General features: G+C 64.3%; 13 protein-coding genes and 1 pseudogene. 4 read left to right on the top strand and 10 right to left on the bottom strand.

What is annotated here, in order from left to right:
* Nucleotides 1–250: 250 nt before the first annotated feature.
* Nucleotides 251–1,301 (bottom strand): annotated as a pseudogene (locus tag QFZ53_RS14105) (S66 family peptidase).
* Between the two features lie 176 nt (nucleotides 1,302–1,477).
* Here QFZ53_RS14105 and QFZ53_RS14100 point away from each other — a divergent pair.
* A complete protein-coding gene (locus QFZ53_RS14100; RefSeq protein WP_307297450.1) occupies nucleotides 1,478–2,353 on the top strand; it encodes a serine hydrolase domain-containing protein in 876 nt (291 codons plus the stop codon).
* 106 nt (nucleotides 2,354–2,459) lie between these two features.
* Here the strand turns inward: QFZ53_RS14100 and QFZ53_RS14095 are convergent, their stop codons facing one another.
* Nucleotides 2,460–3,344, bottom strand: a complete 885-nt coding sequence (locus QFZ53_RS14095; RefSeq protein WP_307297446.1) for an aminoglycoside phosphotransferase family protein — start codon at nucleotides 3,342–3,344, stop codon at nucleotides 2,460–2,462.
* Between the two features lie 201 nt (nucleotides 3,345–3,545).
* Here QFZ53_RS14095 and QFZ53_RS14090 point away from each other — a divergent pair, with 201 nt between their 5' ends.
* Nucleotides 3,546–4,148, top strand: a complete 603-nt coding sequence (locus tag QFZ53_RS14090) for a hypothetical protein (protein WP_307297443.1) — start codon at nucleotides 3,546–3,548, stop codon at nucleotides 4,146–4,148.
* Nucleotides 4,149–4,311: 163 nt separating this feature from the next.
* Here QFZ53_RS14090 and QFZ53_RS14085 read toward each other — a convergent pair whose 3' ends face one another.
* Nucleotides 4,312–4,623: a pyrophosphatase gene (locus QFZ53_RS14085; protein WP_307297440.1), complete on the bottom strand. Its 312-nt coding sequence runs from the start codon at nucleotides 4,621–4,623 to the stop codon at nucleotides 4,312–4,314.
* A gap of 265 nt (nucleotides 4,624–4,888) precedes the next feature.
* Here QFZ53_RS14085 and QFZ53_RS14080 point away from each other — a divergent pair, with 265 nt between their 5' ends.
* Nucleotides 4,889–5,461 (top strand): uridine kinase family protein, encoded by a 573-nt coding sequence (locus QFZ53_RS14080; RefSeq protein WP_307297437.1) that lies wholly within the window; start codon nucleotides 4,889–4,891, stop codon nucleotides 5,459–5,461.
* Between the two features lie 205 nt (nucleotides 5,462–5,666).
* Here QFZ53_RS14080 and QFZ53_RS14075 read toward each other — a convergent pair whose 3' ends face one another.
* The 7 genes from QFZ53_RS14075 to QFZ53_RS14045 all read right to left on the bottom strand — a co-directional run bounded on the left by QFZ53_RS14075 (nucleotide 5,667) and on the right by QFZ53_RS14045 (nucleotide 12,909).
* Entirely contained in the window at nucleotides 5,667–5,813 is a 147-nt protein-coding gene (locus QFZ53_RS14075; RefSeq protein ID WP_307297433.1) for a hypothetical protein, read from the bottom strand.
* A 5-nt stretch (nucleotides 5,814–5,818) separates the two neighbouring features.
* A complete protein-coding gene (locus tag QFZ53_RS14070) occupies nucleotides 5,819–6,178 on the bottom strand; it encodes a hypothetical protein (RefSeq protein WP_307297430.1) in 360 nt (119 codons plus the stop codon).
* A gap of 28 nt (nucleotides 6,179–6,206) precedes the next feature.
* Nucleotides 6,207–8,216 carry a relaxase/mobilization nuclease domain-containing protein gene (locus QFZ53_RS14065; protein ID WP_307297428.1) on the bottom strand — a complete coding sequence of 670 codons (2,010 nt, stop codon included), beginning with the start codon at nucleotides 8,214–8,216 and terminating at the stop codon, nucleotides 6,207–6,209.
* Nucleotides 8,216–8,722 carry a hypothetical protein gene (locus QFZ53_RS14060; RefSeq protein ID WP_307297426.1) on the bottom strand — a complete coding sequence of 169 codons (507 nt, stop codon included), beginning with the start codon at nucleotides 8,720–8,722 and terminating at the stop codon, nucleotides 8,216–8,218. The genes QFZ53_RS14065 and QFZ53_RS14060 overlap by 1 nt, the downstream gene beginning before the upstream one ends.
* Nucleotides 8,723–9,664: 942 nt before the next feature.
* Nucleotides 9,665–10,663 (bottom strand): hypothetical protein, encoded by a 999-nt coding sequence (locus tag QFZ53_RS14055; RefSeq protein ID WP_307297423.1) that lies wholly within the window; start codon nucleotides 10,661–10,663, stop codon nucleotides 9,665–9,667.
* Nucleotides 10,664–10,665: 2 nt separating this feature from the next.
* Nucleotides 10,666–12,477 carry a hypothetical protein gene (locus tag QFZ53_RS14050; RefSeq protein ID WP_307297420.1) on the bottom strand — a complete coding sequence of 604 codons (1,812 nt, stop codon included), beginning with the start codon at nucleotides 12,475–12,477 and terminating at the stop codon, nucleotides 10,666–10,668.
* Between the two features lie 102 nt (nucleotides 12,478–12,579).
* Nucleotides 12,580–12,909 carry a hypothetical protein gene (locus tag QFZ53_RS14045; protein WP_307297417.1) on the bottom strand — a complete coding sequence of 110 codons (330 nt, stop codon included), beginning with the start codon at nucleotides 12,907–12,909 and terminating at the stop codon, nucleotides 12,580–12,582.
* 217 nt (nucleotides 12,910–13,126) lie between these two features.
* Here QFZ53_RS14045 and QFZ53_RS14040 point away from each other — a divergent pair, with 217 nt between their 5' ends.
* A complete protein-coding gene (locus QFZ53_RS14040; protein ID WP_307297414.1) occupies nucleotides 13,127–13,513 on the top strand; it encodes a helix-turn-helix domain-containing protein in 387 nt (128 codons plus the stop codon).
* The last annotated feature ends 231 nt before the right edge of the window (nucleotides 13,514–13,744 follow it).

The raw sequence follows: 13,744 nt of genomic DNA, 5'->3' as shown, positions 1-13,744 counted from the left end.
GGTGAGAAGAGACACCCCGGCGACAACGTGCGACTGATGCGGCGTCGCGGACGCCAGCTCGATCACGAAATCTGTCGGCGGTAACCCTTCAGTCCGACGTCTCCACGGGCCCTGCCGGAAACGTAGGGAGGACCGTTTCGACAGATCAAGTTTCGGCGGGGCGTTTCGGCAGCTACTCAACCGGCGTGTCGTGCACCTGGTCGTCGAGGTCGACACGGGTGCCGCAAACGATCGTTTATGGCTGGATTACTCAGTAGTCCGCAGTCACAATGCGGCGTGCTCCGTCGAGTGCGATGGTGCCGCCATGTGGGACGATCCACTGCGGACGGGTGTGCCCGAACGGCGCGCCGACGCAGACCACAGCGTTGGGGTTGTATCTGGCGATCTGCTCGATGATGGTGTCTCGTTGCGCCTCGCGCAGGCGGGCTCGCTCCGGTGCTGAGGGCACGGGTGAGTGCAGCTTGCTGACCGGCGGTCGGGCAACAAGCACACCGGCAACGACGCCGAGGACTCCGCGCTCGCCCAGGGCGCGTACCCAACGCTTGACCTCGGTAGCAGACGGTCCCTCCCCGCCGGTCTCCAGCAGCAGGATCGCCCCGTCGAAGTCAGAAACATCGGGCATTCGTCCGGCCAAGAGCAATCTGGTCGATGACCTCGATGCAACCGCCCCAGCTGCGACCAGACACGGCTGTCTCGGGTCCGGCCCACGTCCATGGCTCGGTGGCCTCACGTGCGCCGAAGTCCGACAGAGACCGTGGGTCTTCCCACGGCCATCCGAAGTCCTCGGACTCGCCGGGATCGGTGAGCTGGAGGGTGCCGCCGTCGAGCAGGGCAGCCCGCAGCGACCGCACATGGATGTCGTCGAGATGAGGGCCCGGCCCGAGGTGCACCTGGGTGGACCCACCGTAGAAGCTCGGCACGCCGAGGTTCCAGAGCAGGTTGTGCAGGTTCGTGTTGTCGCTGTAGCCCAGGAACGGCTTCGGGTTAGCCGCGAGCACCCCGGCGTCGATATGCGGGATGACAGTCACCTGATCGTCGCCGCCGATCGTGGCCAGCACGGCGCGGATGCTCGGGTCTGCGAAAGCTTCGGTGACGTCGGCGGAACGGGCCTCCGCACTTGCGCCAAGTTGCCGGGTGGTTGGGTATTCGACCGGGATCAGCCCTGTCGCCTCGGTCAGCCGGCGCATCGCCTGCTCGTGCAGGGTGGGCGAGATCGCTGGAGCGGCGAATGCCGGCGAGATCACTGCGACCCGATCACCCGGATGAGCCTTCGGAGCAGCCCTGAACGATTTTGCGACCATCCCCCGATTAGACCAGAAGCCCGAGCCGCTAGTGAGTCCCGGGCTGTCCGAAACTCCCTGCCGAAAGCCCGTTCCGGTGAACCTTTGTGACGTCCTGTTCTGCACTCGCGGCATTGCCGAGCCGTAAACGATCGTTTCCTGCAGTACGCAGTCGTGCTCGCCGCTAACATTGCGAGGTGTCCGCCGCGAAACGAGTCATCACCCACATCGTGGAGAAGATCGCGGCTGAAGAGCTCGGAGCCTACGGAGTTCATGTCCTCGTTGGTGACGACGAAGCCGAACATCGTTGGCGCAGCGATGATCGCGAGAATCTGTACTCGGTCTCCAAGGGGGTCAGCGTTCTAGCTGCGGGCATCGCCGTAGGTGAGGGACTGATTGCCCTTGACACCCACGTCGTCGACGCCCTTCCGAACATGCAACTCGGGAAGGGCGTCGAGTCCGTCACTCTGCGACATTTGCTCACGATGACCAGCGGCATTGACTTCGAGTGGTTCGGCGACCAGATCGTTCCCTGGGGTGACCTTGCGCAAGAGATGCTGCGCCGGGAGACTCGCGGACCTGGTGGATGCTTCCAGTACTCGGACGCCAGCACCTATGTTGCGATGCGGATGCTTGGTGCCCGGGTAGGCGATGTGCGCGACTGGCTCATTCCTCGGCTATTCGAACCGCTAGACATCCACAACCCTCAATGGCATCGCTGCCCGCTCGGATGGATCGTCGGAGGGAGCGGCCTCGAACTACGGACACATGAACTCGCACGGATAGGCAGGCTCCTTCGCGACCGAGGAGACTGGAACGGCAAGGGGATCGTGGCAAGCGAGTGGATCGACTCGATGCACGAGGACTGGTTCCTCACCGGCGGCCCCGCTCTTTGGGGCAGCTACGGGATGGGTGTCTGGAAAGGGCCCGGCAACGGCTGGCGTCTGGACGGGGCATACGGCCAGTACGTGTATGTGTCCGAAGCACATGACGCGGTGGTGACAATAACCGCGCACGAGGAATCGCACGACCATCGCCTGGTCGAAATTGCTGCCGAAGCACTGTTCAGCTAGATCCTCAGTCAGGTTGTGCCTATAAGTTCGGTGCGCTTTCCAGAAACGACGCGGTACCGCACCAGAAACGATCGTTAGTCGGAGGCACGGGAAAAGAGCGTCGTTCTTATCCCGTCATCAGGTCGGCCACGTCGCTCAGCACGGCATCACGTGAGCGCCCGTATTTGGTAAGAACGTCTTCGGGGGAACTGATGAGGGCCTTCCACAGCGCCCAGGCAGCTCCTCGTAGCCATGCATCGTCAGGCAGCTCTAGCCGGTCGTGCAGTCGATCACGTTCGCGAGAACTGCAACTCAACCATGCGAAGGCCAGGTCGCAGGCGGGATCACCAACGCAGGTCTGTCCGAAGTCGATAAGCGCAGCCAATTGGCCGCTGCTATCGAACAACATGTTGCCTGGCGCGACGTCGCCATGGACCCACACCGGCGGCCCGGTCCACACTGTGGCCACGGCCGCATCCCAGAGCGCCCGACATCCCTCAGCCTGGCGTCCGGCCAGGAGGGGGAGTCGGCCCTGTACCCCCTCGCCAAGCACGCTGACGTGACAGCCACGGTAAGCAGATGCGCTTCCCGCCCATGGGCCTCCGACCGTGTCGCAGGCCTGCAACTCCCTCAGGGCGTCGCCCAAGCTACTGATGGCGCTCTCTCGCTCGCGCGCTTCAACCGCGGTGAAAGTGTGCCCCTCAATCCACTCGCGAACGGACCAAGGTCGGTTGAATGCCGCCGAGGGGGCCCCGGTCGCTACTACGCGAGGGATCGCGACGCGAAAGCTGGAGCCGAGGATCGCGAGCGTCTGCTCCTCCCGGACTAGGCCGGCGACGTAGCCGTCAGCGCTCGGGAGGCGGACAGTCATTCGGTCACCAAGCCGGAAGGTGCGGTTGTCCCACCCCTGAACTTCCACCGAGCGGATCGGCAACTCCGACCACTGAGGGAACTGCTCCGACACAAGAGAGCGAACCAACGAAGAAGTGATCTCTTCGGAAGCGGCAGCCATCGCGCCAGCCTAGTAGACGACCCCGCGAGCAATTGGAGATTCGCGAAAACGCCCGAAACTGATCGCTAGCGGCAGGCTCGGCTAGGTTGACTCCATGAGCCAAGAGTCGACATCGCCAGGCTGGTACGTCAACAAGGCCGGCCAGAATCAATGGTGGGACGGTCGAGCATCGCCTGACGGCATCCCGGTGATGTTGAAGTGATGGACCGGGAGCAGCTCGCGACCCTACCCACCCCGGACCAATGGACGTTCGTGCGCGGCAGGATCGCTGAGGCAGCAGTCGAGCTGGACTCGGCCCTGCGCGGCCTTCATGCTCAACTGCGAGGTCTAGACACCCGGGAGGCATTACTGTCCGCCTCCCAAAACTGGACGATCGTCGCCGATCAATGCCGCACGATGATCGCCTGTGCGCCGGTCGAAGATCGCGAGATTCACGCCGCCATTGGCGCTGCGATTGATAGTGCCGCGGCTGCCTACGACGAGCGAAATCGTTATATGCATGACCTGCTCGCTGCGGATGTCGATGACGAACTGATCCCCGATCCCGGTCACATCAGACAGAGGGGCGACTTCTATCTACTCCGCTTGACGCAGAAAGCGGGAGTCCCCGGCGTTACAGTCGTGACGCTAGAACAGGCCATCGCGGTTGTCGTCAAGCTCTCCGCTGAGACTTGGCGACTGCGCGCGGCACGCGGCTACCTTGCAGGACGGACCACCTGGCGGTCGCTACTTCTCGGCGTCGTTGAGGGCGAGTGGGATGGAACGGCCACCTGGACCTTTGGGGGCTCAGAGCCAGACGACTGAGCATGCGCAGTTACTTTGCCGGTGGCCTTGGTCGCCACCGAATGCCGACGCCGAAACAGCGTTCTGGGGAGCGTTGCGGCAACGGTGCGAGAGTCCGTAGCTCGCCCGCACCGAAATCGATCGTTTCTGGTGGACGGCGAATGAGACCCCGTCTGTGGTTGACCTACTGAGTCGGCCTCCACACAAGCCACTTGCGATCGACCTCACCGGCCAGATCAACGTTGAACCGTCGGGCGATCAGGAGCACCTGAGCAAAGACGTCGGCCAGCTCGGCGCGAAAGTCCTCTTCCAACTGGATGTCGGTTCGGCCCTTGTCGCGCGCCTGTCCGGCACGCGCCAAGTACGCCTGAGTTAGTTCACCAACCTCTTCGTGAAGCTTGAGCATGAACCACTCGTTCGTGCGATCGATGCCATTGCGCTCCGCGTAGAGGCTGGAAACCGTCTCGACCTCTCGACTCAATTCATCTATCCGCATCTCAACAGTGTGCCAGCGAGCGCGGACCGTGCCAGCGCAGCCGCTCACACTCGCAACTCTGGTGTCGCCTGCGGTTCTGGCGAGGTTATCGGCGGCTGCCCGCGGCGACAAACTGAATCACGCTGAAAACGATCGTTTACGGCTCCAAGGCGTCCCGTGCTCGAGAAGGCCGCAGGAAACGTAGCGGGGAACCGGCGGGCGACAATCTCCCTACGGACGTGTCGGCGGAGTTGCTCATCAGCTGATGCCTAGCGATGCTGATCAGATGGAGATCACAGAACTTGCCGCGACGATCATGAGCCGGCGCACGGAACGTGGACGCCCAATCGTCGTGGGGATCTCTGGATACGGCGGGGCAGGGAAGTCCACGCTCGCGCGTGAGCTGCTTGGGCTCATCCCGGACAGCGTGCGGATGAGAGGCGACGACTTCCTCGATCCATCGCGGTCGCACCGCAGGTCGACGGATTGGGATGGTGTGGAGCGGTCTCGCCTCGTCAGGGAGGTGCTCGGCCCGTTCCGCGATCGGCTACCGAGCAGGTTCCGGCGCTTCGATTGGAGTGCCAGAGCGCTCGGCGAGCCGGAACCGATTCCGACCGGTGAAGTCCTCATCGTGGATCTCATCGGTCTCTTCCATCCGGAGGTACTCGGAGCGCTCGATCTCACGGTCTGGTGCGATGTTGATCTGGCTACCGCCCAGCGTCGAGGAATGCGGCGGGATTCGGAGCTCGGCAGAGACCACTCGAATTTGTGGAATGAGGTGTGGGTGCCGAATGAGCGCGACTTTGACGAGCTCTTTGCGCCGGCCTCGCTTGCGGAAATCCGCATCCCGATGCTGTAGACGGACAGCTCACAGCGGATGATCGCTTCGAAGCGATCACGTGCCACGTCGAAATCGATCGGTCTTGGCCGTCTCGCCATCTATCTATACCCGCGTCCCCGCGCGCGGCAGTCCCTTGGCCTCGGCCCGTCGAGTTTGTATCCACCCATCGAATGAGTAGCGACCCCGATGGATGAATCCACCGGGGTCGCGTCGTTCCAGGAGCCTACTCCTCGTCCTTCTCGAACTGCGGGCACTCGGCGCGGTGCCGCGTCTTGTCGTCCGTCAGGTGCGTCCCCTCGTCGCAGTCGACGCAGAAGCGCCAGCCCCCGCCGCCGACGATGTACCTGGCATCGATGCCCAGCGTCGCCATCGTCGTCACATCCCCATGCCCTGCGACTGGTTCTTGCTGCGGTCCTTCAGCCGCGCGTTCTGTCGAGCCTGCGCCTGCTGACGCTGGGTGACGCGCTGCTGCGCCGTAGCGGGGACCTGCTTCTGCTGCTTCTTGGTGTTGTCGACCATCCTGTTCTCTTTCTTGCTTGTCGTCTCGGGGGTGCTGTCGTGGCGTGCCGCCCGGTGACGGTCGACGGCACGCGCCTGACCCTTCTGCAGCTGCCGCCGGACCTGCTGCATCTCCTGGCTGTTCCCGAACCGCGCCTCGGCCTTCTTCTGTCCGCTCTGCGCGATCGCGGTCTTGATCTTCCTGACCTCGCGCGCGTCGATCCTCTGTTCTGCCATTTCCTCGTCCTTTCGTAAGTCTCGTGTCCTACATCTGCATGCTCTGGCTCTGGGGTTTGCTCTCCTTCTGGTTGTCCTTCCTTTGCTTCGCCTGCCTGTCGCGGAGCCGCTGCTCTGTCGCTGTGAGCGGCTTCGCCGACTGCTCCTGCCGCGGTTCGGCGGCCGGCTCGTGCCCTTCAAGCTCGGCGACCTGGGTAGCGTTCCGCTTCGTGAGATGCTCCATGCGCTCGTGCTTGCGCGAGTCGTAGATCCCGGCAGCACGGTCCGCGCTGAGGCGCTCCACGTAGCCGTTCTCGAAACGGAGGTCGGCCTTCGCCTCGCGGAGCTTCTTGGCGTCGCCGCGGTGATCGAGCCGATCGTGCTTGGCCCTCCGTTCGAGCTCCGGCAGTTGCTTCGCCAGATCTTGTGCGCGTTCACGCGCCTTCTCACGCTCGTCCGCGTGCTCGGCGCGGGTAACCAGGTACGCATGGAGTTCGGGGCCCATGTGGCCCTCGGCGCGCGTGAGCACGGCAGGTCCGATGCCGATCTTCGTTGCCTGCTGCTCGAAGGCGATGCGCTCCTCCGGCGTGCTCGGCAGCCGGCCGCGCCAGTGCTCTTCGAGTGCGGCGAGCCCTGTGAAGCGAGTGCGCATGGAATCCGAGGTCCCGAGACCGCGCAACTGAGAGCGGAACGCCGATGGAGCGGTTTCGGCCTTCGTCGTTGGTGCGGACTCGAACTGCCGGCGTGTGTACGGCTTGGCCTTGGCGGCTTCGGGGACGTCGTGTGCGGCCACGGCGTCGGCGCTGGCGGAAGCCTGTTCTTCGCGTTCAGCGCGCAGCCGTTCGAACTCAGCGTCGAAGTCTCCGCTGTCACGCCAGGCCTGCAGGTGCTGCGCCATCGTCACGGTCTTCTGCCGGGGCGTGGCGGTGCGGTGCTGTGCGGCGTTCTGCTCGATCGCCGCTTCGACGTCGGCGATCCGGTATCCGTCGCCGAGGCTCCGTCCTCGGCGCATATGGGCGCGCGCCGGCTCTGCGAAAGCTCCCTCGGCCTGCGCGAGCATCATGCCGTACGAGACGTCCTGACCGCGCTTCGCGATCGTCACGCCATGTGTGCGGGCCACGTCCGCGAGGACGTCCCACGACTGCGACCGGGGATCGGACAACGCCGCTTGGATTCGCGACTCGAGTACGATCTCCGAGAAGCGCTCTTTGGGTAGTTCGATGCCAATCTCGCGCGCCGCGTCACGGGTCTGCTCGTTCACTTCGTAACGATGAAGCTCGCGCTGCCGCCGGTCCTCGCGCTCCTGATGCACAGTCGGACGCACGGTCTGCTGCTGCGCGGGATCCGCGGTGTGCATCAGCTTCACCCGTGTCTGCGCCGCGGTGATCCGGCGCTGAAGCTGGCTGGGGGATACCTTCCCGTCGTACTCGGCCACGACCTGGTCTCGGGCTTCCTCCATTCGCCGCTTGGCGTCTGCGACCATGGCCCGCATGTCCGCGCGCTGGACGAACCCGTTCGCCTCGAGCACCCGATCGTGGGCGATGGCCAATCGTGCGTGCGTCACGACGTTCGAATCGAGGCTCTTGCCGGTCTCAGGATGCACCGCGCCGACGATGAGGTGGTTGTGCACCAAGCCCGAGCGACCGTTGATCTCGGTGGCGACGAGCACGGGATGCCCCGGGAAGCGGTCCTCGGCGAAGGCACGACCGAGGTCGTTCGCACGCGCCCACGACTCCGGATCGTCCGGGTCGAGCTCGTCGTGTCCGAAGCTCTGCACGAGCGAGTACGCCTCGAGGTATTTCGACTCGTAGGCCGGGCGGCCATTCGCGTCTGTCACTCTCACCGGATTGCCGACCGTGTCGCGCACCACCTTGCCGTCCGCGTCGACTCGCGCGCGCGGCTGCATGCCATCCTTGCCGTGCCGCACGCGGATCTGCCGCAGACGCTTCTCGAAGAGCGGCACCGAGGCGTTGATCGCCGAGATGTGCACAGCGTCCTTCTTCGCGTAGTTCTGCGCGCGACCGGAAGTACGCGTCGATTGGGAAGAGATGATGGCCATCAGGACACCTCGTCGTCGGCTTCCGCATCCGCTTCAGCCTCCAGGGTGCCCAGCATCTCGACAAGAGCAGCCTCCATGCGCTCCACGGCCGCTTTCGACGACTGCACCGCCGCGAATGCAGCACGAACATCCTCGGGAGTCGCTCCCTCGTTGAAGTTGAGCTTGCGCAGGATCACGTAGAGCGACCCCTGAGAGTGCGACAGCCGGTTTCGGCACTCACTGAGCCCGTCCCAGAGCTCCATGGGGACCTCGACGGTGCGCGCTGACGTCCAGGCCTCTGGCTGCCCCGCGAGGAGGCGCGCGGCTCGTTCGGCGTCGATGAGGAGCAAGCGGTGCGCCTCGGAGAACGAAACCTGCGAAGGATCGACGCGCCGGCTCTTCGCGAGTGCAGCGCGCATCGCAGCGACTGCTGCTTCCTCGGCCTCGCCAAACCGTAACGCACGTCGAGTGCCGTAGTTGACCGGCTTCGGCCGGCGCAGCTTGCGAGTGGTGCGGGGAGCGGCCATGGGAACTCCTTTCGGAGATTCCCCGGCGTCCAGCGTCCAGGAGAGCTGAAGGTCGCCGCCACCCAGTACTACTGATCAAGATGGACGGTGGCGTTGATGCGACCTGCTGTCACCACAATCTTAAGTCGACCCGTACCCCCTCGCAACAGACGCGAGGACCAGTTTGATCCGTATGACAGATAGCCTCGCACGCTCGGTCATCTGTCCTCCGGATCTGGTCCATTCGCGCTGCGCGCTCACCAAGAATTGCGGCTCACGCCGGACCTCCCCACCTCGCTGCGCTCGGAGGGGCCCCCAAGAGTCCGGCTTCGCCAAAGAGGCTACGGCGACATCCGCTGCGGAGTTCGCTGTACGCCGAAGAGGCCGCGCGAGCATCGAGTCCGACCTCTGCAGTGACGTCATCGACACCCGGGCATGTGCTTCGGGTGGCGCTGAACTGTCGCTGAGACGTCCCGTCGGGGACATCTCAGCGACGTACAACGGCGATGTCGCTTCGGCGTCCTGCGAGCGTCTCCGTGGTGTCTCCGAGGTGTTTACGTGGTGTCTCCGGCGCGTCGCGCAGAGTGCCGAGCTTGATGGTCGGAGAGGCGCCTATCTGTCCCCGTCGCGTCCCCACCGCGACCCCTCTATGACGCTCGGAAGCGCAGACGCCTTGGCGTCGCTCGATTGGCCGAGGAACGTACCGTGAGTGTCGCGAATGCGTCCCCAGAGTGTCTTCTCTGCGTCGCACCCGAGACCCTTGATGAGATGGCGCGCCGGCGTCACGTGAGTGTCTTCACAGCGTCCACGCGGAGTCACTGCGGTGCTCGGCTGCATTGTCAGTGGGCAGCCCGTCCGCGCCGGGTGCCTGCCCGGAACTGGTCAGGCGGGATGGAGGTCCGCGGAGTCCGGATCGTCAGTGCGGGCGCGAGCGCCACGCTTGCCAACCCCAACGTCCTGGGGTCAGGCGACCGTTGCTGTGGCTACCATCGAGGCTGCGCGATCGAGCAGGAACGGCCGGTTGTTTCGTCGTTCGAGGTGCTTCGGTCGCGCGGGGATGACTTCCTGCGCGGCCCGATAGAGCAGCCACGCCTGGTCGGCGGGGGTGTACGTAACGCGACGCATGAAGCCGGCGAGCACGAGGTGCTGCCGCATCTCGCGGAACAGGGTTCCTAGGATCGAGAACTCCCACCGGGAGTGGTCCCCATCGAAATCGTCGAGATGCTTCAGGCGTGGCCGGGAACCCTGCAGTGTCAGTTCGATGATGTGCCGCCCGCTCTCGATATCGGGGCCTTCGACGGTCGACCATTCGGCCGTCGCGGGGAGACTTCGCAACTTCTTGGCCTTCACCGCCAACGAGCTATACAGGTCCTCAATGGAGTCGAACCGGGGCAGCGCCGAGCCGACGGTCTGCGCACCGGTGACGACGCCCTCGCCGATAGGCCGCCGGGTGAACGTCACCCAGTGATCCAGGAGGATCTCGTACCAGCCGTGCTCTTCGCGCAGCACGCGTTTCTCCGCGGCGACGCCGTGCGCGTGGAAGTTCTCGGGGAGAGCCGTCACGAGGTGGTAGCCGCGACCCGACATGGACACTTCCGAGTAGAGGATGCCGGGAAGGGTCAACAGGCCCTGAGCGATCTCCGGAGGGCAGCAGGGCTCGATATCGATGACCATGACGCCGTCGACCTGCGCCTGGAGATAGTACGCCGCGTTGGCGGCATTCGGCAGCCGGCTCGTCATTTCCTCGAGCGTGACCAGGCAGGTCTTGTCGATCTGCCATGCCCCGCGCACCCGTCCCAGGTCGAGAAGGGCGCGCATGTCGATCGGGGCCTTGCTCTTGCTGCCGAGATCGTCGCCCAACCTGCCTGAGACCGTCCAGCGGACAGCCCCTGCCAACGCGCGAATCACCGGATTCGCGTAGAACGCCGGAAAGGCGTTCGGCGGGTCGAGGATCGTGTCCATGGCTAAACCTCCGTGCTTTGGTTAGCACGCTCAGCGACGATCGCGTCGAACTGGGCGAGGCTCCTCAACGCCAGTCGGCCCAGTTCATCGACGAGGCGGGCGTCGACCGCTTTCGCGCGTTCGACGCGAGCGATGAAGCCGGTCGCGGTCTGGAAGTCGGCACAGTGGAAGCAGTCGATCCGAAGCCCTTCACGGAGGGAAAGCACGTGGCTCGACTGGCAGGATTCGGGCAGCCCAGCCGTGGCCGCAGCATCGGCCCAGTCGTTGATATCGCGATAGTGCATCTCGCGTGCGAGCTCCACCGTCGCGATCTCGCCGTCGGTGATCGTGACCGTCGGAGGCACGAGCGTCCAGATGGCACCTCGCTTGCTCACGGCGTCGCGCTTCTGCTCTTCGACCGTCCATCCGGCCTTGCGCAGGTCGGGCGCGACGCGGCGGAGCTTGCTGCTCATTCCGCGCTGCTCGGGCCAGAATTCGCCCGACTTGCCTTCCGGGCGCGGCAGCTTGGCGTAGAGATCCTTGCCGCTGCCCGACCAACGCGCTGTGATCTGCTTGACGATCGCCTGAAGGAACCTATCCGTATCGACGATTTCGGTTGCCACCGCCTCCTGTGCGTGAACATAGTAGGTGAGGCGCTCGCTCCCGGTCGCGAGATCGAGCGCCGCGAGCACTTCGGCGAAGTCTGCCATGCGGGGCTTCTCGGCCAGGTCCACCTCGGGCAGCTTCTGCAGGGCCAGCACGACGAGGTCCAGGAGCCCCCCAACCATCGACGGGTATGCCTCGGTCCAGGCGGCGTTGAGCTCGCGCTCGGAGCGACGCTTGGACGGCGGGATGACCTCGAGCTCTCCCCACAGGGTCCGCTCGGCGAGGTCGCCGGCGAGTGCGCCTACGTCGATCCCGGTGAATCCGATAACGGCCTGGACCTGAATCAGGCGGGCCTCGTCATCAGTAAAGAGCGAACGGTCAACGTCGCTCTCACCCGTCACGCCGCGACAGAGCCCGTCAGACAGCCATCGGGGAATCGACGAGAGGTTGTCGAACACAACGCTGCGCGAATGCGCGCAGGCGTGCAGCAGACGGTCGATATCAGTCGGGGGACGACGCACAGCGGCGTTGGTCGGGTCGACAAGAGCGAAGACGCGGCGTGCGCTACTCGTCTTCGCCGTGCCCTGCTCGCCCAGGAGGGCGAGAATCGGACAGGGAAGTCCGACCAGGAGGCAGGCCGCGACAAGCCATCCGGCGACCAGGCCGCGCTCGTCCGCCGACGGCATGTTGACGAAGGTCCAAATGAGATCCAGGTCGCCACCGCGAAGAGGCATCGGCAGTGCCGCTGTCACATTCGTGCGGCGAAAGAGCACCGGGATCTCGGCGTCAGCTTCGAGGAGGTCCCAGCCGCCTGCCGTGAGGTGAATCACGCGCTCGGTGGTGTCTCCCAGGTCGATGTACACATCGTCACTGACTCGCGCGGAACGCAGGAAGAGTTCACGGGGCTCGCCGGCCTCGTGAGCTTCGAACTCCAGCGTGGCGATAGCCTCTGCCAGGGCATTCTGAGAGGCGATCTTGCCCGTCATGTGGCGATAGAGCCCACCGAGCCCCTGGCGGATTGACGTCCTGCTTCCACTCAGGGGCTTGGCGACGTGACCGCCCTTGCGAACGCCGTACGCCTTACCGTTGGTGTCGACAAAGAAGTCGAAGGCAGTGAGTCCCAGCTCAACGAGACGGGCCGCGGCCGACCGCTTCTCGGAATCCTGTGTGGCCCCAGAGAACGCCTGAAGCTCGGCTCCAGTATTGTCGGGATTGGTGTCATATGACATGATTAATGCAGTCCTCATCTGCCCGGTCATACGAGTTGCAGCTCGACCAGGCGGTTGAAACGGAGAAGAGAAAGCCCTGCGGAAGCGGGGCTTTTCTCGTGATTAGGCAAGCGTGAGGAGCCGGTCGAGTTCCTGCTTGCGATCGTTGCTCAAGCGCGGCCAGGTGGCGACCATCCGGGCGGCCAGCGCCGCCAAGTCGTCGAGCTCGTCAGCGCGCCCCGCGGTCACGGGTCTCTCGACGGCGGCATCGCCCACGGGGTGGGCGAGATGCCTCAGATTGGACTCATAAACCTTGAAACGGTTACCAACGCGGACGGCCGGAATCTCTCCGGAGTGGATGCGCTTGGTGAGCGTGATGCGATCGCCGTAGCCGGCCTCCTGCAGTTCACGCAGGGAATAGAGGCGATCGAGCGTCAATGCGGGGGTGACCATATCGGGAGACCTCTCGTTGTGCCGCGAGTGTGTCCCGACTACACGAGGTCGGGCTCCGCCTGCACTGGATCTCTGTCACCAGCCGTCCCGGCTGCAATTGGATTACTGCCGTACTGAGAGCTTAGCAAACCTACTGCGATTGCAACAGCAAAGCTGTTATAGGCTGTGAAATACGCAGTCTATCGGCGTGTTCAGATCCGTAGCCCAGGAGACCGTGATGCCGGAGACACCTGGCGAAGTGTTTGCCCGCCGTCTACGCAGGCAGCGGCTCGAAGCAGGTATTGCGCAGACCGAGCTCGCGCTCAGAATGTCCCGGCTGCTTGGGGGGTCGATAGACGGCTCGGCGATCACACGAATTGAGAAGATGGATCGCGCGGTCAGGTTGGATGAGGCGGTCGCCGCGGCCCGTGCGCTCAACGTTCCGCTCGACGCCCTGATCAACGACGAGGAATCTGGGGAGAGCCGGCTCCGCGAACTGCGCGAGGAACTTGGTCGTCAGCAGTCACGTGCTGATGCTGCCATTGCTGAGCATCAGCAGGCAGTGACCGCCATGGTCGACATCGAGCAAGAGATCAAGAGGCTGGCGGCGTTGCGTGAGGCCTGAGCACGAGTCGCGAAGGCGGAAACTCGGAACTGCGGAGCATTTTCTAGCTATCTCTTCCTAGGCCGCACACAACATCTTCCTCTGGGGTAACAGAAGAGATGAGATGGAAACTTTCCGCACTTCCGCACGGGATTCACCTGATCAGCGTCATTCCGGGCGACCTGAGGCTGCGGAAGTCCGGGCGGAACTCCGCGGAAGTCGCATCCGCGCAAGATTCTTCGCGCGGACTTC

Source organism: Microbacterium natoriense (assembly GCF_030816295.1).
GTDB lineage: Bacteria > Actinomycetota > Actinomycetes > Actinomycetales > Microbacteriaceae > Microbacterium > Microbacterium natoriense_A.
This window is presented reverse-complemented; position numbering and strand designations above follow the sequence as displayed.